This window comes from Pseudomonas sp. SJZ074 (assembly GCF_007828215.1).
Taxonomy (GTDB): Bacteria; Pseudomonadota; Gammaproteobacteria; order Pseudomonadales; family Pseudomonadaceae; genus Aquipseudomonas.
On sequence record NZ_VIUE01000004.1, the window covers coordinates 344,182 to 361,340 of the forward strand.

The following is a 17,159-nucleotide window of genomic DNA, read 5'->3' on the forward strand; positions in this document are numbered from 1 at the left end:
ATTCACCTGTGGTGAGGGGATTTATCCCCTGGCCACAGGTTTGTGTTTGCCTGTGCCCTATCGAGGACTCAAGCTTTATCGCGCCCACGCAACATACTGTCCAACACCTCGTCCCGCCGCACCCAGCCGTGAAACAGTGCCGCCGCCAGATGCACCAGCACGGTCAGGAACAGCAGGTAGGCCAAGTACCCGTGGGCCTTGCGCAACCACGCGAACGTCTGAGCATTCGCCGGCAGAATCGAGGGCAGTTGCAGCGAGTTGCTAAGCATCACCGGGTCCCCCGCCGCAGAGATCATGCCCCAGCCCAATAACGGCAAGACCAGCATCAAGGCGTACAACAGGACATGGGAGGCCTTCGCCGCCAGTACCTGCCAGCCCGGCAAATCCCTCGGCAATGCCGGTGGGCGCGTGGTAAAGCGCACCGCCAGGCGCACGATCACCAGCAACAGAATCGCGATGCCCAGGGGCTTGTGCAACTGGAGCAGCCACTCATGGCGTTCGGACACCGAGGCCACCATGCCGGCGCCAATGAACAGCATGGCGATGATCATCATTGCCATCAGCCAATGCAGCAGCCGGGCCAGGGGGGCGAAGTGACGGGGGTTCATGGGCGGGACTCCTGGGTGGCGGGCAACTGGCTCACTTCGCTGGTACGCCGCAGATAGGAATTGGCATACGCGGCGGAACGCGCGGCCAGCAGCGGGTCTTCGGAACCTTCGATACCGCTGGGCAGGATCAGCGGGTCATAGTTGATATCACGGCATTCGCCGTTGTCCTGCGCCTGGGTACTCTCCAGCACCAGCGTACCGGCGTTGAGCACCTGGCGATCGATGGGCCATGGCTTGCTGGCGTCATTCACCGGATCGCCAGGATTGGCCAGGGTGATGTTCAACCGCCAGCGCAACGGTCCGGCGGCGAGACGCTTGGTCAGGTCCTGCTCCAGGTAGTCAGCGCCCTGGGCGGCTGGCGCATCCGCCGCGTCGGCGGTCAACGGGACCACGCCCCAGCGCACCGCTTGACGTTGTCCGGCCGGATTGACCAGATAAAACGCATTGATGCCGTTGTAGGTTTCAGTGGCATAACTGGCCGACGGCTTGGCGGTCTTTATCCATTGCAGGAACGGCACGGCTTCCGGGTGAGCGGCAAAAAACGCCGGCACCGCCGTCGGGTTCGGTTTCCCCGTGGCGGGGTCCGGAGACTGGGCCTGCTGGAACTGATAGAACGCTTCAGGCGTGCCCACCGGGAACACCGGCATGCTGTTCATGCCAGTACGCCACTGCTGGCCATTGGCTTGGGTGAAGCGCAGCGCCAGGCTGCGGATCGGTACGCTGCCGTCCGGCGCGTACGGGTTGCCGCTGGGCAAGGCGAAGCGTCCGACGACCGGCGTTCGTGCATCCATGAACACCTGGGCGCTGGAATAGGCCCGCGCCTCGCCGCTGCTTTCGAAATAACCGGCGACACAAACGCCCTTCGAGTGATTGCGTCGGAAGCCCGGATGAATCCCATTGTTCTTTTCCAGCACATTGACCAGTGCTTTAGGTGTCAGGCGCTGTGGGTCGAGGGTGCCGTTGACGTAGGCAAACGCCCCCGCCAATGCGGCAACAATCACTCCAATACCGCCCAGGCGCAGGGTCAGGCTGGCGGCACTCAACGGTGGCCGACCCGATGGGTCAGGTGAAGAGGAAGGATCAACCATGACGAAGCTCCAAGGCTCAAGGCCATTTGAGGAAAGGACCCGTCAGACGAAGGCCCGATGGTTTTATTCCCATGCCTCGTATTTATTTTTCCTACGCTGGAATAATCTCGTTCGGGGAACGTCTTTCCAGTCTTACTCAGCGAAGGCTCACCGGACGCCAAACGCCCATGAACGAACTCGATGACCAGTTGCGCATGCTCATCCCCCGACTACGGCGGTTTGCCGTGTCGCTGACGCGCAACCCCAGCAATGCCGACGACCTGGTGCAGACGTGCCTGGAGCGGGCCTTGTCAAAATGGAACGACAAACGTCCGGACGGCGATTTACGGGCCTGGCTGTTTTCCATCCTGTACCGGCAATTTCTCGATGGACATCGCCGGTCCCGACGCTATGCCCGCATGCTGGAGTTCTTCACCGGTCGCGACGAGACGCACCCCTCGGCCGAGCGCAGCGTGATCGCCCAATCGTCCTTGCAGGCCTTCGACCAACTCACCACCGAGCAGCGAGCGCTGCTGCTGTGGGTATCGGTGGAAGGCTTGAGCTACCAACAAGTCGCCGACATCCTCGGCGTGCCGACCGGCACTGTCATGTCACGCCTGTCCCGCGCCCGCCAGGCCTTGCGCCAACTCAGCGAAGGCGAAATCACCCGCCCCACCCTGCGGATACTCAAATGATCAGCATGCCCCCCAGCGACCGCGACCTGCACGCCTATGTCGATCGCCAATTGAGCGAAGCCGACCAGCACCTGATGGACACCTACCTGGGCAGCCACCCCGACGTCGCTGCCCAGGTCCGGGCCTGGCAACAGGACGCGTTGCGCCTGCGCACGGCCCTGAGTGGCGCCTTGCAACAACCGGTCAACCCAGCGCTCGACCCGGCCTTGATCCGCCAACGGCTCAAACATCGCTCACGCCGCCACCTGGCCAGCGCCGCGATGTTACTGCTGGCCGTCAGCGTGGGCGGTTTCGGTGGCTGGCAGGCCCGTCAAATGACTCTCCTCAGCGCCGCCCAACCCATGGCTGACGCCCTGCAAGCCTATCGGCTGTTTGCCCAGCAAGGCATTTTGCCGGCCGATTACCAGACGGGTGATGAACGCAGCATGCAAGGCTGGCTCGACCGTTACTTCAGCCACGCCAATCGCCTGCCGGATCTTTCCGGCGCCGGCTTCAAGCCGGTCAGCGGCCGCTTGCTCAGCACCGAGCAGGGCGCGGCGGCGATGATCGTCTACCAGGACGAAAGCGGTCAGAAAATCAGCTTCTACGTGCGCCCACCGGGGCCCAGGAATTTTCTCCTGCCCCGCGGCAGCCGGCGCGACGGCGAATTGCAGGCCGAATACTGGTCCGGGCCGGGATACAACTATGCGATGGTGATCCCCAGTGACATGCCGGCTGCCCAACAACTCAAGCAGACCCTGGACTTCTGATCACCGCCAGGCCCTTGTGGGAGCGGGCTTGCTCGCGAAGACGGCGGTTCAGTCGACATTGATGTTGGATGTCTGTCCGCTTTCGCGAGCAAGCCCGCTCCCACAAGGGCCAATCTGGAACCTTAAATTTGCTCACCCCTGCCCAAACACCTGCGAAGGTCGGCGCAGCAACGGGTCGAACGGGTTGATCCGTGGACCGATCAACGCCGCCTCGCGCTTGAGCATCTCCACCACCGTCGGCAGGCGATCCGGCCCCAAGCGGTCACTGATGGTCGCCACACTCAAGGCCGCCACGGCACGGCCGTCGCGATCCAGGATCGGCACCGCCACCCCGGCCATCCCCTGCAACACGCCGGTGTTGCGTCCGGCGTAGCCCAGGCTGCGCACATTCTCCACTTCCGCGCGCAGGAAGACTTCGTCGTACAAATGAAAATCCTTGAGCCGCGGCAGGTTGTAGTGAATCACCGTGTCGCGCTCCTCCTCGGGCAGGAACGCCAGGATCGCCAGGCTACCCTGGCCCACGCCCAACGCCACCCGGCCGCCGATATCGCCGGTAAAGGTGCGGATCGGGAATGGCCCTTCGCTGCGATCCAGGCAGATCGCATCGAAGCCGCTGCGCGCCAGCAGGAACAATGAGTCGCCCAGGGACGCCGACAGCCGCAGCATGGCCGGTCGCGCCAGTTCACGCAGGTTGCCGGTGTTCCCGGCACGGGCGGCCAGGGCGAAAAAGTCCAGGCTCAGGCGATAACGTTTGCTGCGCCCATCCTGCTCGACCATGCCCTCGTCCATCAGGCTGCGCAGCAGGCGATGGGTGGTCGGCTGGGACAGGCCAATGCGCTGGGCCAGTTGCGTTACCCGCTCCCCGCCTTCAGCGGTGTCACCCAGGCTGCGCAACACGGCGAACAACCTGGAGACGGCGCCAACCCCGACTTTGCTTTTTTCGATATTCCGATCAATGGAATTATTCATTCTATTTTTTACTCATCAATTCACTGATTGAATGAAACTGAAAATAGTCATCGTCTCAGTGAAACAGGCCATTGAGCCCATCCTATTCTTCGTCCTACTCTGCGTCCATACAGGGGCGATTCGAACAACAGCGGCAGCCGATCCAGGTCGAGCGCCAACGCACCGAGTGTCCTGCGTCACCCCTTCGTATCTGCCCTTACAAAAAAAGCGCGCCTCACGGCGACGCATAACAATCTCAGGTGGAACGCAGTCATGGCTTTCGTGCAACTTGAAAACTTGAGTAAACGCTACGGCGACATCGACGCCGTGGTGGCCACCAACCTCGCCGTGGAAAAGAGCGAGTTCGTCTCGCTGCTGGGCCCTTCCGGTTGCGGCAAGACCACCACCCTGCAAATGATCGCTGGCTTCGTCGAGGTCAGCAGCGGGCGCATCCTGCTGGACGGCCGCGACATCACCCACGCCAAGCCCGCCAGCCGGGGCCTGGGTGTGGTGTTCCAGAGTTATGCGCTGTTCCCCCACATGAGCGTCCGGGACAACGTCGCTTTCGGCCTGCGCATGCGCAAGGTGCCGGCCAGCGAGCTCCAGCAACGGGTGGACCGGGTGCTGAAGCTGGTGCGCCTGGACCGGCATGCCGAGCGCTATCCCCGGGAGCTCTCGGGCGGCCAGCGTCAGCGCGTGGCGTTGGCCCGGGCGCTGGTGATCGAACCGCCGGTGCTGTTGCTCGACGAACCGCTGTCCAACCTCGACGCCAACCTGCGCGAAGAGATGCAATTCGAAATCCGCCGCATTCAGCGGGAAGTCGGCATCACCACGCTGATGGTCACCCACGACCAGTCCGAAGCGCTGTCTATCAGTGACCGGGTCGTAGTGATGCAAGCCGGGCGCATCACCCAGATCGATACGCCCTACACCCTTTACGAACACCCGCGTACCACCTTCATTTCCGGCTTTGTCGGCAAGGCCAACCTGCTGCCCGGCGAACGCGACAGCGCCGGCATCGTTCAAGCCTGTCAGCCGGGCCAGGGCGAACTGACCCTGAGCCTGCGCCCGGAAAAGATCGACCTGTGCGCCGCCGGCGCGGGCCGCTTGCAAGGCACAATCGTCAGCCGTTTCTTCCTCGGCAGCCAATGGTTGTATGGCGTCTCGACCGGCCTGGGCGAACTCTGCGTGGTGCGTCGAAATGACGGCAGCGCACCGATGGCCGAAGGCACGGCAGTGGGCCTGGACTGGGATCCGGCGCTGCTGCGGGTGCTGAGTGTCGATGAGGTGCCGGCATGAAGCGGCTGGACGGAATGCGCCGGGGCCGACAAGGCTATCTGATGTCCGCACCGGCCCTGGCCCTGTACCTGGGTTTGCTGGTGATTCCCCTGGGGCTGACGCTGGTGCTGTCGTTCAACGTTTTCGACTACGGGTCGGGCATCGACAGCCACGCGTACACCCTCGATCACTACATCAGCTTGCTGGGCGATTCGTATTTCTACGAGATCTTTTTGCGCACCTTCTGGATCAGTGCGCTGACCACGCTGTTGTGCGTGCTGATCGGCGTACCCGAAGCGTACGTGCTCAGCCGTATGGGCGCGCCATGGCGCTCGATTTTCCTGATCCTGATCCTCACCCCGTTGCTGATCTCGGTGGTGGTGCGGGCCTTCGGCTGGAGCCTGCTGCTGGGCGCCGACGGGTTGGTCAACCAGACGCTGCAAGCGTTCGGTGGCGCGCCGATGAAGTTGCTCTATACGCCATTCGCCGTGGTCATCGCCCTGGTCCACGTGATGCTGCCGTTCATGATCATTCCGGTCTGGACCTCATTGCAGAAACTCGACCCGGCCGCCGAACAGGCCGCGCTGTCCCTGGGGGCCAGCCAGTTCACGGTGATCCGTAAGGTGGTGCTGCCGCAGATCATGCCCGGCGTGTTGTCCGGCACCCTGATTGTGTTCGGCCTGGCCGCCAGCTCCTTCGCCATTCCCGGGCTGCTTGGCGGACGCCGCTTGAAGATGGTCGCCACGCTGATCTACGACCAGTACCTGTCGGAACTCAACTGGCCCATGGGCGCCGCCATCGCCATTGCGCTGTTGCTGCTCAACCTGCTGATCATGCTGTCGTGGAACCGCATGATCGAAGGCCGCTACAAGAAGTCATTGGGGTAACTCATCATGTCCAGGAACGGTCCTTTCGCCCTGTTGTTTCACGCCTTGGTCGTAGCGTTCATGCTGGCGCCGCTGGTGGTGGTCTGTCTTGTCGCCTTCACGCCGGAAAACACCCTGAGCCTGCCGACCACGGAGTTCTCGCTGCGCTGGTTCCGCGCCGTGTTCGAACGCGCGGACTTCGTCGATGCGTTCTACAACAGCCTGGCCCTGGCGTTCTGTGCGGCCTCGCTGGCGACGTTGATCGCGGTACCGGCGGCGCTGGCAATCACCCGCCTCGAATTTCCCGGCCGGGATGTTTTCAATGGCCTGTTCCTGTCACCGATCATCATTCCGCACCTGGTGCTGGGTGTGGCACTGCTGCGGTTGTTTGCGCTGATGGGGGTCAATGGCAACTTCACCTGGCTGATCTTCGCCCACGTACTGGTCATCACGCCCTATGTGTTGCGCCTGGTGCTGGCGTCGGCCATCGGCCTGGACCGCAGCGCCGAACAGGCCGCGCAATCCCTGGGCGCCGGGCGCTTCACGCTGTTCCGGCAGATCACCCTGCCGATGATCCTGCCCGGGGTCGCCGGAGGCTGGTTGCTGGCGTTCATCAACAGTTTCGATGAAGTCACCCTGTCGATCTTTGTCACGTCACCGGCGACGCAAACCCTGCCGGTGCGCATGTATGTGTACGCCACCGAATCCATCGACCCGATGATGGCGGCGGTGTCGGCACTGGTCATCGCGCTTACCGCGCTGACCATGATTCTGCTCGACCGGGTCTATGGCCTGGATCGGGTTCTGGTGGGCAAACAATGAGGGCACCATGGCGCTGCTGAAACGACTGGCCGAAGGCGACCGCCCGGCCCTGGACTTTACCCTCGACGGCCAACCGGCCACCGGCCTGTCGGGCGATACGCTGCTGACCGCCGTGCTGACCTGCGGCGACCACCTGCGCGGCAGCGATTTCAGCGCCGAACCCCGGGCGGGGTTCTGCCTGATGGGCGCCTGCCAGGACTGCTGGGTGCGCCTCGGCGACGGCCGCCGCGTCCGCGCCTGCGCCACCCTGCTCGAAGCCGGCCAGCAAATCACCCGCGAACCGGGGCGCCAGGTATGAACAGCTCATTTATTCCCTGTTGGAGCGACCTGCCTGTGGCCATCGTCGCTGCATGGACTATCGCTATCGCGAGCAGGCTCGCTCCCACAGGGGTTTTATGGCGGTCACAAGATCGATGTTCAGCACCGATCAACTGTGGGAGCGGGCTTGCTCGCGAAAGCGATCTTCCCGCCGCCCCCATCATTGAATGTGCCGACGCCTTCGCGGGCAAGCCCGCTCCCACAGGGGTTTTATGGCGGTCACAAGATCGATGTTCAGCACCAATCAACTGTGGGAGCGGGCTTGCTCGCGAAAGCGATCTTCCCGCCGCCCTCATCATTGAATGTGCCGACGCCTTCGCGGGCAAGCCCGCTCCCACAGGGGTTTTATGGCGGTCACAAGATCGATGTTCAGCACCGATCAACTGTGGGAGCGGGCTTGCTCGCAAAAGCGAGCTTCCCGCCGCCCTCATCATTGAATGTGCCGACGCCTTCGCGGGCAAGCCCGCTCCCACGGGGATTTTGCGGCGATCACAAAACGGGCGTTCACAACTGTGGGAGCGAGCCTGCTCTGGGCAGCGATCCGACGATAGCGCCTTCGGCAGCGCCACATATCCCCCGGTCTTGTCGATGAGGCTGTCATGAAACCAATCGCCATCATCGGTGCCGGCCCCGCCGGGATCCGTGCCGCCCAGACCCTGGTCGCCCACGGCGTGTACCCTGTCCTGCTGGATGAAGCCTTGCGCGGTGGTGGGCAGATCTATCGGCGGCAGCCGGCCAATTTCAAGCGCTCGCCAGCCAAACTGTATGGCTTCGAAGCCCACAAGGCCCAATCGATCCACCAGACCATCGACGAGTTGCGCGACCAGCTCGACTATCGTCCCGACACCCTGGTATGGAACGTCGAAGCCGGCCTGCTCGACACCCTGCATGAAGGTCGCGCCGCTCGACTGGAGTATTCGAAGTTGATCGTCGCCACAGGCGCCACCGACCGGATCCTGCCCGTACCGGGCTGGACATTGCCGGGGGTATACAGCCTCGGCGCCGCGCAGATCGCCCTGAAATTCCAGGGCTGCGCCATCGGTGAGCGCGTGGTGTTCGCCGGCAGCGGCCCGTTGCTTTATCTGGTGGCCTATCAATACGCCAAGGCCGGCGCCAACGTAGTCGCCGTGCTCGACAGCTCCCTCCTGGGCGACCAGGCCCGCGCCCTGCCCGGCCTGCTGACACAACCGGCCACGCTCGCCAAAGGTCTCTACTACCGGGGCTGGTTGAGCGCCCATGGCATCGCCGTGCATCAAGGGGCGAGTCTGTCGCGTATCGACGGTGAGCGCCGGGTGCAGTCATTGAAATGGCGCAACGCAAAAGGCGAACACAGCCTCGATTGCGACGCGGTGGCCTTCGCCCACGGCTTGCGCAGCGAAACCCAACTGGCCGACCTGCTGGGCTGCGAGTTCACCTGGAACGCCCTCAACCGCGCCTGGCTGCCCCAGCGGGACAGCGCCGGTCGCAGCAGCGTGAACGGGATCTACCTCGCGGGTGACGGCGCGGGAATAATGGGTGCCGACGCCGCCGAGAAAGCCGGCGAACGCGCCGCCCTGGCCCTGCTCGAGGACAGCGGTTACCGAGTCGATCCGCAGCGGTGCACCCAACTGGAAACAGAACTCGAACGCATCGGCCATTTCCGCCAGGGCCTGGAGCGCGCCTTTGCCTTCCCGCAAGGCTGGGCCGCCGACGCGGCTGATGAATTGATGATTTGCCGTTGCGAAGAAGTCAGCGCTGGCGACATCCGTCGGGTGATCAGCGAAGGTCATTGGGAAATCAACCGGGTCAAGGCCCATTGCCGCGTCGGCATGGGGCGTTGTCAGGGAAGAATGTGCGGCGCCGCGGCGGCGGAAATCATCGCTAGCGAAAGTGGACGGCCCATTTGCGGCATCGGTCGCTTGCGGGCCCAGGCGCCGGTCAAACCCGTACCGTTTGGCCTGGAGGTAGAACCATGATCGAAGTCGACGTGGTGATCATCGGCGGTGGCATCGTCGGTTCGTCGGCGGCGCTGTTCCTGAGCAAGGCCGGGCGCCGGGTGGCCCTTCTGGAGCGTGACTTCTGCGGCTCGCACTCAAGCGGCGTGAACTATGGCGGTGTGCGACGCCAGGGACGGCCCTTGTCACAACTGCCCCTGTCGCAGCAGGCCCACGAGATCTGGAACCAGTTGCCCCAATTGATCGGCATCGACGGTGAATATCAGCGCAGCGGCCATCTGAAACTGGCCCGCAGTGCCGAGGACATGCGTGCCTTGCAGGACTACGCCGCCAGCAGCCAAGGCTTTGGCCTTGACTTGCAACTGCTGGATCGCCAGGCACTGCACGCGCGCTTTCCCTGGGTGGGTGCGGTGGCCGTCGGGGCCTCGTTGTGCCCGGACGACGGTCACGCCAACCCACGACTGGTGTCTCCGGCCTTTGCCCAAGCCGCCCGCCGACATGGCGCTCAGGTCCATGAACAATGCCCGGTCAGCCTGGTTGAACATGACGGCCAGCGCTTTACCGTGCGAACCGAAACCGGCCTGACGCTGCGCGCGCCCTGGCTGCTGAACTGCGCCGGCGCCTGGGCCAGCCATTTCGCCGCACAGTTTGGTGAAGCCGTGCCCATGTATGCCGGGCACCCGGCGATGCTGGTCACCGAGCCATTGCCCTTGGTGATGGATGCCAGTACCGGCGTGGAAGGCGGCGGGATTTACGCGCGCCAGGTTGCCCGCGGCAATTGCGTGCTAGGCGGCGGCCAGGGTTTCGCCCTGGACGACGCTCGCGCCCGGCCCGGCCAGAATGCCGTGATCGAGATCCTGCGCCAGGCGATCGAGCTCTACCCGTTCCTGGAGGGCGCCCAGGCCATTCGCACCTGGAGCGGCACCGAAGGTTACCTGCCCGATCGCCAGCCGGTGATCGGGCACAGCAGCACCCAACCCGGCCTGTTGCATGCGTTCGGCTTCGCCGGAGCGGGCTTCCAGATCGGCCCGGCGGTGGGCCAGGCGCTCACCGAAATCATCTGTTGCGGCAAATCGAAAACGCCGCTGGATGCGTTTTCCATCACCCGGTTTCACTCCATCTCCGTTTCTTGATAGAGGAAGGTCGCGCCATGAATAACGTCAAACGCACCGCACTGCTGGGCTTTTCCTGCTTGAGCGCATTGTTCGCCGTCGGCCAGGCACACGCCGAGCCAACGCTTTACCTGGGCATGAACGGCGGCACCATGGAGCGGCTCTACGCCGACAAGGTCTTGCCGGCCTTCGAGAAAGCCAACAACGTCAAAGTGGTGATCGTGCCGGGGACCTCGGCGGATATCCTGGCGAAAGTACAGGCCAGCAAAGACAACCCACAGATGCACGTCATGTTCCTGGATGACGGCATCATGTACCGCGCCATCTCCATGGGGCTTTGCGACAAACTCGAGGACAGTCCGACCCTGGCGCAAATCCCCGCCAAAGGCCGCATCAAGGATCAGGCCGTGGCCGTCAGCCTGGGTGTGACGGGGCTCGCCTACAACACGCGCCTGTTCAAGGAAAAAGGCTGGAGCGCGCCGACATCATGGATGGACATGGCCGATCCGCGCTTCAAGGACAAGCTGGTGTTCCAGTCGGTGGCCTCATCCACTTTCGGCCTCCACGGTTTCCTGATGTTCAACCGGATCCAGGGTGGCAACGAGACCAACGTCGAGCCGGGCTTCAAGGCCTGGCCGAACACCGTGGGGCGCAACGTGCTGGAATATATCCCCAGCTCGGCGAAAATTTCCGAAATGCTGCAGACTGACGAAGCCGCGCTGTTCCCGCTGACGCCAACCCAGGTAACCGCGCTGAAACTCAAGGGTATGCCAGTGGAATATGCACAACCGAAGGAAGGCGCCGTGGTGCTCAACGTCGCCGAATGCGCCATCGCCCACAACACCCAGCCCGAGCTGGCACAGAAACTCGCCGCCTTCCTGCTCACGCCTGAAGCCCAGGCCATTGCCCTGGAAGAAGGCGACCAGATTCCATCCAATCCCAATACCCCCACCACCGACAAGACTCGCGGCCAGGTGCAAGCCATGAAGCAATACCTGGAAACGGCGATTGCGGTGGACTGGGACCAGGTCAATGAACAACGTCCGGCGTGGAATGCGCGTTGGAGTCGCAGTATCGAGCGCTAGCCGAACTGGCTTTTGTGGCGAGGGGATTTATCCCCGTTGGGGCTGCTGCGCAGCCCAGCGGGGCGGTGCGACGTTTCGATAAATCCCCTCGCCACAGGGTTTTGTAACAAACTAGGTGGCATCGGACTTCTCTTGATCAACGGTGCCCCGTCCCATGAACACCCTCGCCCAACTTCGCGCCGGTCAGCTGTCAGGCATCACCCGCTTGGACCTGGCCTGTGGCCTGACGCAGTTCCCCCGGGAGATCTTCGAACTGGCGGACTCCCTCGAGATCCTCAACCTCAGCGGCAACCAGTTGGAAACCCTGCCCGATGACTTGCATCGACTGCGCCGGCTGCGGGTGCTGTTCTGCTCGGACAATCGCTTCACTGAACTGCCTGAATGCCTGGGCCGTTGTGCCGCGTTGACCATGGTCGGTTTCAAGGCCAACCGCATCGAGCGCGTCCCCGCCGCGGCCCTGCCGCCGCTGCTGCGCTGGCTGATTCTGACGGACAACCGCGTCAGCCAGTTGCCGGATGAACTGGGACAGCGCCCACATCTGCAAAAGCTGATGCTGGCCGGCAACCGTTTGCAGGAACTGCCCGCCAGTCTGGCCCAGTGTCACCGACTCGAGCTGCTGCGGATCGCCGCCAATCAGTTGGACGATCTGCCGCAATGGTTGCTGGAACTGCCCCGCCTCAGTTGGCTCGCCTACGCCGGCAACCCGCTGGAAACCCAAGCCGACGAGGCCGCGCAACACAGCACGACCCCCATCGACTGGACACAACTGAGCCTGCAACAACCATTGGGCGAAGGCGCCTCGGGGGTGATTCATCAGGCGCAGTGGCAACCGACCGGCCAATCGGCGCGAAACGTCGCGGTGAAGATGTACAAGGGCGAGATGACCAGCGACGGCTCGCCCCTGCATGAAATGCACGCCTGTATCACGGCGGGCCGACATCCGAACCTGATTGAAGTGTTGGGGCAGGTCGCCGGACATCCCGACGGGCAGGCCGGGCTGGTCATGGCGCTGATCGAGCCCAGCTATCGAAACCTGGCCGGGCTGCCGAGCCTGGCCTCCTGCACCCGCGATGTGTATGCCGAGACATTGCGCTTGAGCGCCACCGCAGCCTTGCGTATCGCCCGAGGCATCGCCTCGGTGGCGGCACACTTGCACCATCAGGGCATCACCCACGGGGATTTATACGGGCACAACATCCTGTACAACGACCAGGGCGAATGCCTGCTGGGGGATTTTGGCGCGGCATCTTTCCACGCCACCGCAGATACCCCGCAAACCCGTGCACTGCAACGCATCGAAGTGCGGGCTTTCGGGATTCTGCTGGGTGAGTTGCTGGCGCGGATCGAGCCGGGGGGCGATGACGTGCAGCTTGCGACGCTTCAAGCATTGGAGACGCGTTGCTGTCAGCCGGACGTACTGGCGCGGCCGGGGTTTGAGGAGATTGAGCAGGTATTGGCCGGCGGCTGATCAAGCAAAGGTTGTTTTTGTGGCGAGGGGATTTATCCCCTCGCCACAAAGGACAATCTTTTGCTCTTCAGGGAATCCCGTTAACCCGCCAACCCGACAAACATATCCTGCACGTCATCGTGGTTATCAAGGCCTTCAAGGAACGCTTCGACCTCGGCCATCTGCTCGTCGGTCAGGCCGCTGACCGGGTTTTTCGGCTGGTAGCCCAGCTTGGCGGACAACACCGTGAAGCCCTGGGCCGGCAGCGCTTTCTGCACGGCATCGAGATCGGCCGCATCTGTGATGAACAGCGTCGCGCCCTCTTCGCCTGGCTCGAAATCCTGGGCACCGGCCTCGATGGCGGCCATTTCCGGATCGGCATCCGGGCTGTCCGGGGCGGCCTCGATCATGCCGACATGGTTGAAGTCCCAGGCCACCGAACCCGAAGCACCCAGCTGGCCCTTGCGGAACGCGACGCGGATTTCGGCCACGGTACGGTTGATGTTGTCGGTCACGCATTCAACGATCAGCGGCACCTGGTGCGGCGCGAACCCTTCGTAGGTCACACGGTGATACTGCACGGTCTCGCCGAGCTGGCCCGAACCTTTCTTGATCGCGCGCTCCAGGGTCTCGCGGGGCATCGACGCCTTCTTCGCCTGCTCGACCACCAGCCGCAGGTGTGCATTGGTCGCCACGTCGGCACCGTTGCGCGCGGCAATGGTGATTTCCTTCACCAGCTTGCCGAAGATCTTGCCCTTGGCGTTGGCAGCCGCCTCTTTGTGTTTAACCTTCCACTGTGCGCCCATCACTCACTCTCTTGTCTGACGCGCCAAGACATCTGCCGGCCGGCGCTGTGGCGCAAGTTTATACGGCCTAAACCGGCTGATCGACCAAAAAATGCGCCCCGGCGAATCGACATTTTCACAACATGCTGTAGGCAGTTTCCGAAATAGCGATTCAAGAGCACCGTTTCGCCCCGCGGTTTCGTACCCTCGCGGCTTCTTCTCTTCAAGTAAGCACCGCGATGCGCAACGACACGGAAAGCCCCTTCAGCCTGACACTCACGCAAAGCGACCTGCGGCTGCAAGTGCTGCGGTTCAACGGTCGGGAGGCCCTCAACCAGCCGTACCGCTTCGACCTGGAACTGATCGGCCTCGCGCCGCCAATCAATCCCGATACGCTGTTGGGGCAACCGGCGTTCCTGCGCCTGGATGGCGAGTCCGGTGTACATGGCATCGTCCATAGCGTCAGCCTGAGCGCCCATGCACCGCACCGTATCGGCTATCGCCTGACGCTGGTTCCCTATCTCCAGCGTCTGGAGCAGGGTCCGAGACGACGGGTTTTCCATCAGCTCAGCGTCGTGCAGATACTGCAGCGCCTGCTGGACGACAACGCGCTGCCCGCCCACAGCTACCGTTTCGAATTGCCTCACGGACAGTACCCATCCCGCCCGTTCTGTATCCAGTACGAGGAAAGCGACCTGGAGCTGTTGCAGCGGCTATGCGAGCAAGAAGGCATTCATTACCACTTCGAACACTCCCCATCCGGCCACGTCCTGGTGTTCGCCGAAGATCCCAAGAGTTTTCCGGCACGGGCGGTCGAGCTTGCACTGTGTACACAAACCGATGAGCAACCGGCACTCGTGCGACTGTACCAGCGTCACCACCCGACGAAGCCTGCTCTGCCCGGCCGCTTCGCCGAGCGGGCAACGTCGCCCGCCGAAACCGGCGCCGCGAATCATGGGTTCAATGGCACCGATCACGAGGCGATGCGGAGCAATCCAGCGTCGGCTCATGCTTATCAGATAGGACGCCGGAACCTGGAGCGCCTGCGCTGTCGGCAACGGGAAATCCACGGCCACAGCACGCAACCGGCCCTGCGCAGCGGCCGCATCGTGCAGATCGGCGAACACCCGGTATCGACGTTCAACGATCAATGGCTGGTTGTCGAAGTCCAGCATCGCGGCAGACAGTTTTCGATACTGGAAGCCAATCAACCGCCTGTGTCGTCGGCCAGGGACTATCGGAACAAGTTCTCTGCCATCCCCTGGTCCACCGTGTTCAGGCCCGCCGTCAAACACTCCAGGCCGAGCATTCCCGGCTACCACGTGGCGCATGTCCTCGGTCCTGCCGGGAGGCCGGCGGAGCCCGATGAGCGAGGTCAGGTCCGGGTCAGCCTGTGGGGGCCGGATGACGAAGGCATCCCGTTGCCCGTGTCACGATTGAGCCTCCACGACAGCCCGCCCCTGATGGCCGGCAGTGAAGTGCTGGTGAGCTTTCTGGACGGCGATCCCGACCGGCCGGTGCTGTGTCCGGGCGGCATCGATAGCGGTGGCGCGCGCAACGTGGCGTCGAAGAAACCGGCACCGGGCAACAGCGACGTCAGGCTGTTATTCGACTGGCTGCTCAACCCTCCGGACACAACGCCCTGATCCGCCACCGAATACCGCAGCCGGTCAGCGGGCGTAAACCGGAGTTCGTATGGACAAAACCTGATCCGGCTCATGCAAACCCAACGAAACGGGCTTACAGTAGCAGCACAACGCCGCTCGAGACGGCGCTTTAGCCTGATGTCTGGAGATACCCGCATGCCCTGGAAAAACTCTGAAAACCGCTACAGTACCGTCACGATCACCTTGCACTGGTTGATGCTGGTGCTGCTGGCTGTGGTTTATGCCTGCATAGAATTTCGCGGGATCTTCCCCAAGGGCAGCGGCGGCCGAACCCTGATCAAGGAAGCGCATTTCATGCTCGGCCTTACCGTGTTCCTGCTGGTCTGGCTGCGCCTGTTCGCCCGCAGCGTGGGCAAGGCACCCGCCATCTTTCCGGCTTCGCCCGTCTGGCAGACCTTCCTTGCGCGCCTGATGCACTGGGCGCTGTACCTGTTCATGATCGCCATGCCGCTGCTGGGCTGGCTGATCACCAGCGCCGAAGGGCATCAAGTGATGTTCTACGGTTTCGATCTGCCGCTGCTGGTCGATCAGGACAAGGCATTCGCCAAGCAGCTGGAAGGCTGGCATGTGCTGGGCGGCACCATCGGCTATTGGTTGATCGGCCTGCATGCCCTGGCGGGGCTGTATCACCACTACATCGTGCGCGACAACACGTTGCTGCGGATGATGCCGAAGCGCGGCTGACGGCGCTCACTCAACCCCCCGGCGGCCTTGCAAGCCGCCGGTGTGGACGAAGATCAGGCGCGAGCCTTGGGCAAACCGGCCTGCTTCTACTTGCGACTTGAGCATCATCAATGCCTTGCCGGTGTAGAGTGGCTCCAGTTCGATTGCGTGGGTGGCATCGAGGAAGTCCCTCAGTGGCGAGTCGACCCGGGCAAAGCCGCCACGGCTGCCATCGAGCAATTCATAACGGGGGTCGGTAATGCCTGCCTGGCCCACGATGTTTTCGACCTGTTGCGCCACGCCATGGTCATCGGGCACCGCGAGCACACCATGGACCGGATGCGCGCCCGCTTCGGCCAACACCAGCCCTGCCAGCGACGTTCCGGTCCCGCAAGCCAGCCACCAGCCGTGATAATCCGTCCAACCCAATGCCGTCAGCTGCCCACGGGCGCTGGTTACCCAGGCCTTGCAGCCCAGCGCGCCCGGCAAGCCTGAACCGCCCTCCGGCACCGGATACAGGTGGGGATACCGCACCTGCCAGGGTGCCCAGAAATCCACGGCATGCCGCTCCCGATAGCCGCCGTACCCCAACCAGTGCAGCTCCATGCCGAATGCTTGCAGGTCGAGTACTGTCGGTGTTTCCTGGGGATGGCCACGCACTAGCCCGACCGTTGGAAAACCAAAGCGCTTGCCAGCGGCGGCCAGTGCGTGCAGGTGGTTGGAATAGGCGCCGCCCAGGCTCATGATCCCCTCGGCACCGGCCTCATGGGCAGCGCGCACAGAGTGAACCAGCTTGAACCACTTGTTGCCGCTGATCAGTGGATCGATCCGATCCAGACGCAACACCGCCACTTCGACACCGGCGCGGGTGAGCCAATCCAGATGAAGGGGTTCGAGTTTGGGGTTGGGGTGCCAATCAAGGGCAGAAAGAAGCATGGCGAGCAGGCCCGGCGCAAAGAAGCCTGCATCTTAACAGGCGCTCACGAATGACCGCAGCCCCGGACCTCACCACCATTCCCTTGTGGGAGCGAGCCTGTTCTGGTCAAGTTTTTCCGGACACCGATTACGGTGATCAAGCTGCCTGCTGCTCCATGGCTATTGGCGGCAGGTAGTTG

17 protein-coding genes are annotated in these 17,159 nt (G+C 63.1%); 12 read left to right on the plus strand and 5 right to left on the minus strand.

Translation table 11 applies throughout. The features are described 5' to 3' along the window. Window positions 1-68: 68 nt before the first annotated feature. Together FBX99_RS07835 and FBX99_RS07840 are read right to left on the minus strand one after the other, a co-directional pair. Window positions 69-608, minus strand: coding sequence for a cytochrome b (locus FBX99_RS07835; RefSeq protein WP_144923825.1), 540 nt, complete (start codon window positions 606-608; stop codon window positions 69-71). Further along, window positions 605-1,696: a catalase family peroxidase gene (locus tag FBX99_RS07840; protein WP_145131159.1), complete on the minus strand. Its 1,092-nt coding sequence runs from the start codon at window positions 1,694-1,696 to the stop codon at window positions 605-607. Before FBX99_RS07840 ends, FBX99_RS07835 begins: the two co-directional genes overlap by 4 nt. Before the next feature lie 167 nt (window positions 1,697-1,863). Here FBX99_RS07840 and FBX99_RS07845 point away from each other — a divergent pair, with 167 nt between their 5' ends. Next, a complete protein-coding gene (locus FBX99_RS07845) occupies window positions 1,864-2,370 on the plus strand; it encodes a sigma-70 family RNA polymerase sigma factor (protein WP_144923830.1) in 507 nt (168 codons plus the stop codon). After that, window positions 2,367-3,119, plus strand: a complete 753-nt coding sequence (locus FBX99_RS07850; protein WP_144923833.1) for an anti-sigma factor — start codon at window positions 2,367-2,369, stop codon at window positions 3,117-3,119. The genes FBX99_RS07845 and FBX99_RS07850 overlap by 4 nt, the downstream gene beginning before the upstream one ends. Window positions 3,120-3,251: 132 nt before the next feature. Here FBX99_RS07850 and FBX99_RS07860 read toward each other — a convergent pair whose 3' ends face one another. Beyond that, window positions 3,252-4,088 carry an IclR family transcriptional regulator gene (locus tag FBX99_RS07860; protein WP_144923836.1) on the minus strand — a complete coding sequence of 279 codons (837 nt, stop codon included), beginning with the start codon at window positions 4,086-4,088 and terminating at the stop codon, window positions 3,252-3,254. 252 nt (window positions 4,089-4,340) lie between these two features. Here FBX99_RS07860 and FBX99_RS07865 point away from each other — a divergent pair, with 252 nt between their 5' ends. From FBX99_RS07865 to FBX99_RS07905, 8 genes are all read left to right on the plus strand, one after another. Beyond that, entirely contained in the window at window positions 4,341-5,366 is a 1,026-nt protein-coding gene (locus tag FBX99_RS07865) for an ABC transporter ATP-binding protein (RefSeq protein WP_145131161.1), read from the plus strand. Then, the gene (locus FBX99_RS07870) at window positions 5,363-6,232 is read left to right on the plus strand and encodes an ABC transporter permease (protein ID WP_144923841.1); all 870 of its coding nucleotides are present in this window, start codon (window positions 5,363-5,365) and stop codon (window positions 6,230-6,232) included. Before FBX99_RS07865 ends, FBX99_RS07870 begins: the two co-directional genes overlap by 4 nt. 6 nt (window positions 6,233-6,238) lie before the next feature. Further along, entirely contained in the window at window positions 6,239-7,033 is a 795-nt protein-coding gene (locus FBX99_RS07875) for an ABC transporter permease (RefSeq protein WP_144923844.1), read from the plus strand. A 7-nt stretch (window positions 7,034-7,040) separates the two neighbouring features. Beyond that, entirely contained in the window at window positions 7,041-7,331 is a 291-nt protein-coding gene (locus tag FBX99_RS07880) for a (2Fe-2S)-binding protein (RefSeq protein ID WP_144924344.1), read from the plus strand. 619 nt (window positions 7,332-7,950) lie between these two features. Continuing rightward, window positions 7,951-9,306, plus strand: a complete 1,356-nt coding sequence (locus FBX99_RS07890; protein WP_144923847.1) for an NAD(P)/FAD-dependent oxidoreductase — start codon at window positions 7,951-7,953, stop codon at window positions 9,304-9,306. Then, window positions 9,303-10,418: an FAD-binding oxidoreductase gene (locus FBX99_RS07895; RefSeq protein ID WP_144923850.1), complete on the plus strand. Its 1,116-nt coding sequence runs from the start codon at window positions 9,303-9,305 to the stop codon at window positions 10,416-10,418. The genes FBX99_RS07890 and FBX99_RS07895 overlap by 4 nt, the downstream gene beginning before the upstream one ends. A gap of 17 nt (window positions 10,419-10,435) precedes the next feature. After that, on the plus strand, window positions 10,436-11,482 hold the full coding sequence (locus FBX99_RS07900; protein WP_145131163.1) for an ABC transporter substrate-binding protein: 1,047 nt from the start codon (window positions 10,436-10,438) through the stop codon (window positions 11,480-11,482). Window positions 11,483-11,636: 154 nt separating this feature from the next. After that, window positions 11,637-12,950, plus strand: a complete 1,314-nt coding sequence (locus FBX99_RS07905; RefSeq protein WP_144923856.1) for a leucine-rich repeat-containing protein kinase family protein — start codon at window positions 11,637-11,639, stop codon at window positions 12,948-12,950. An 80-nt stretch (window positions 12,951-13,030) separates the two neighbouring features. Here the strand turns inward: FBX99_RS07905 and FBX99_RS07910 are convergent, their stop codons facing one another. After that, window positions 13,031-13,735, minus strand: a complete 705-nt coding sequence (locus FBX99_RS07910; RefSeq protein WP_047703746.1) for a YebC/PmpR family DNA-binding transcriptional regulator — start codon at window positions 13,733-13,735, stop codon at window positions 13,031-13,033. 218 nt (window positions 13,736-13,953) lie between these two features. Between FBX99_RS07910 and FBX99_RS07915 the strand changes: the two genes are divergently transcribed. Together FBX99_RS07915 and FBX99_RS07920 are read left to right on the plus strand one after the other, a co-directional pair. After that, window positions 13,954-15,360, plus strand: a complete 1,407-nt coding sequence (locus FBX99_RS07915; RefSeq protein ID WP_145131165.1) for a type VI secretion system Vgr family protein — start codon at window positions 13,954-13,956, stop codon at window positions 15,358-15,360. A 156-nt stretch (window positions 15,361-15,516) separates the two neighbouring features. Continuing rightward, on the plus strand, window positions 15,517-16,065 hold the full coding sequence (locus FBX99_RS07920; RefSeq protein ID WP_047703748.1) for a cytochrome b: 549 nt from the start codon (window positions 15,517-15,519) through the stop codon (window positions 16,063-16,065). Window positions 16,066-16,071: 6 nt separating this feature from the next. Here the strand turns inward: FBX99_RS07920 and FBX99_RS07925 are convergent, their stop codons facing one another. Further along, window positions 16,072-16,980: a 1-aminocyclopropane-1-carboxylate deaminase/D-cysteine desulfhydrase gene (locus FBX99_RS07925; protein ID WP_145131167.1), complete on the minus strand. Its 909-nt coding sequence runs from the start codon at window positions 16,978-16,980 to the stop codon at window positions 16,072-16,074. Between the last annotated feature and the right edge of the window lie 179 nt (window positions 16,981-17,159).

Bases quoted from the DNA above. Each gene is read 5' to 3' on its own strand.
- FBX99_RS07835 (WP_144923825.1), bottom strand. From the start codon at position 608: ATGAACCCCCGTCACTTCGCCCCCCTGGCCCGGCTGCTGCATTGGCTG.
- FBX99_RS07840 (WP_145131159.1), bottom strand. From the start codon at position 1,696: ATGGTTGATCCTTCCTCTTCACCTGACCCATCGGGTCGGCCACCGTTG.
- FBX99_RS07845 (WP_144923830.1), top strand. From the start codon at position 1,864: ATGAACGAACTCGATGACCAGTTGCGCATGCTCATCCCCCGACTACGG.
- FBX99_RS07850 (WP_144923833.1), top strand. From the start codon at position 2,367: ATGATCAGCATGCCCCCCAGCGACCGCGACCTGCACGCCTATGTCGAT.
- FBX99_RS07860 (WP_144923836.1), bottom strand. From the start codon at position 4,088: ATGAATAATTCCATTGATCGGAATATCGAAAAAAGCAAAGTCGGGGTT.
- FBX99_RS07865 (WP_145131161.1), top strand. From the start codon at position 4,341: ATGGCTTTCGTGCAACTTGAAAACTTGAGTAAACGCTACGGCGACATC.
- FBX99_RS07870 (WP_144923841.1), top strand. From the start codon at position 5,363: ATGAAGCGGCTGGACGGAATGCGCCGGGGCCGACAAGGCTATCTGATG.
- FBX99_RS07875 (WP_144923844.1), top strand. From the start codon at position 6,239: ATGTCCAGGAACGGTCCTTTCGCCCTGTTGTTTCACGCCTTGGTCGTA.
- FBX99_RS07880 (WP_144924344.1), top strand. From the start codon at position 7,041: ATGGCGCTGCTGAAACGACTGGCCGAAGGCGACCGCCCGGCCCTGGAC.
- FBX99_RS07890 (WP_144923847.1), top strand. From the start codon at position 7,951: ATGAAACCAATCGCCATCATCGGTGCCGGCCCCGCCGGGATCCGTGCC.
- FBX99_RS07895 (WP_144923850.1), top strand. From the start codon at position 9,303: ATGATCGAAGTCGACGTGGTGATCATCGGCGGTGGCATCGTCGGTTCG.
- FBX99_RS07900 (WP_145131163.1), top strand. From the start codon at position 10,436: ATGAATAACGTCAAACGCACCGCACTGCTGGGCTTTTCCTGCTTGAGC.
- FBX99_RS07905 (WP_144923856.1), top strand. From the start codon at position 11,637: ATGAACACCCTCGCCCAACTTCGCGCCGGTCAGCTGTCAGGCATCACC.
- FBX99_RS07910 (WP_047703746.1), bottom strand. From the start codon at position 13,735: ATGGGCGCACAGTGGAAGGTTAAACACAAAGAGGCGGCTGCCAACGCC.
- FBX99_RS07915 (WP_145131165.1), top strand. From the start codon at position 13,954: ATGCGCAACGACACGGAAAGCCCCTTCAGCCTGACACTCACGCAAAGC.
- FBX99_RS07920 (WP_047703748.1), top strand. From the start codon at position 15,517: ATGCCCTGGAAAAACTCTGAAAACCGCTACAGTACCGTCACGATCACC.
- FBX99_RS07925 (WP_145131167.1), bottom strand. From the start codon at position 16,980: ATGCTTCTTTCTGCCCTTGATTGGCACCCCAACCCCAAACTCGAACCC.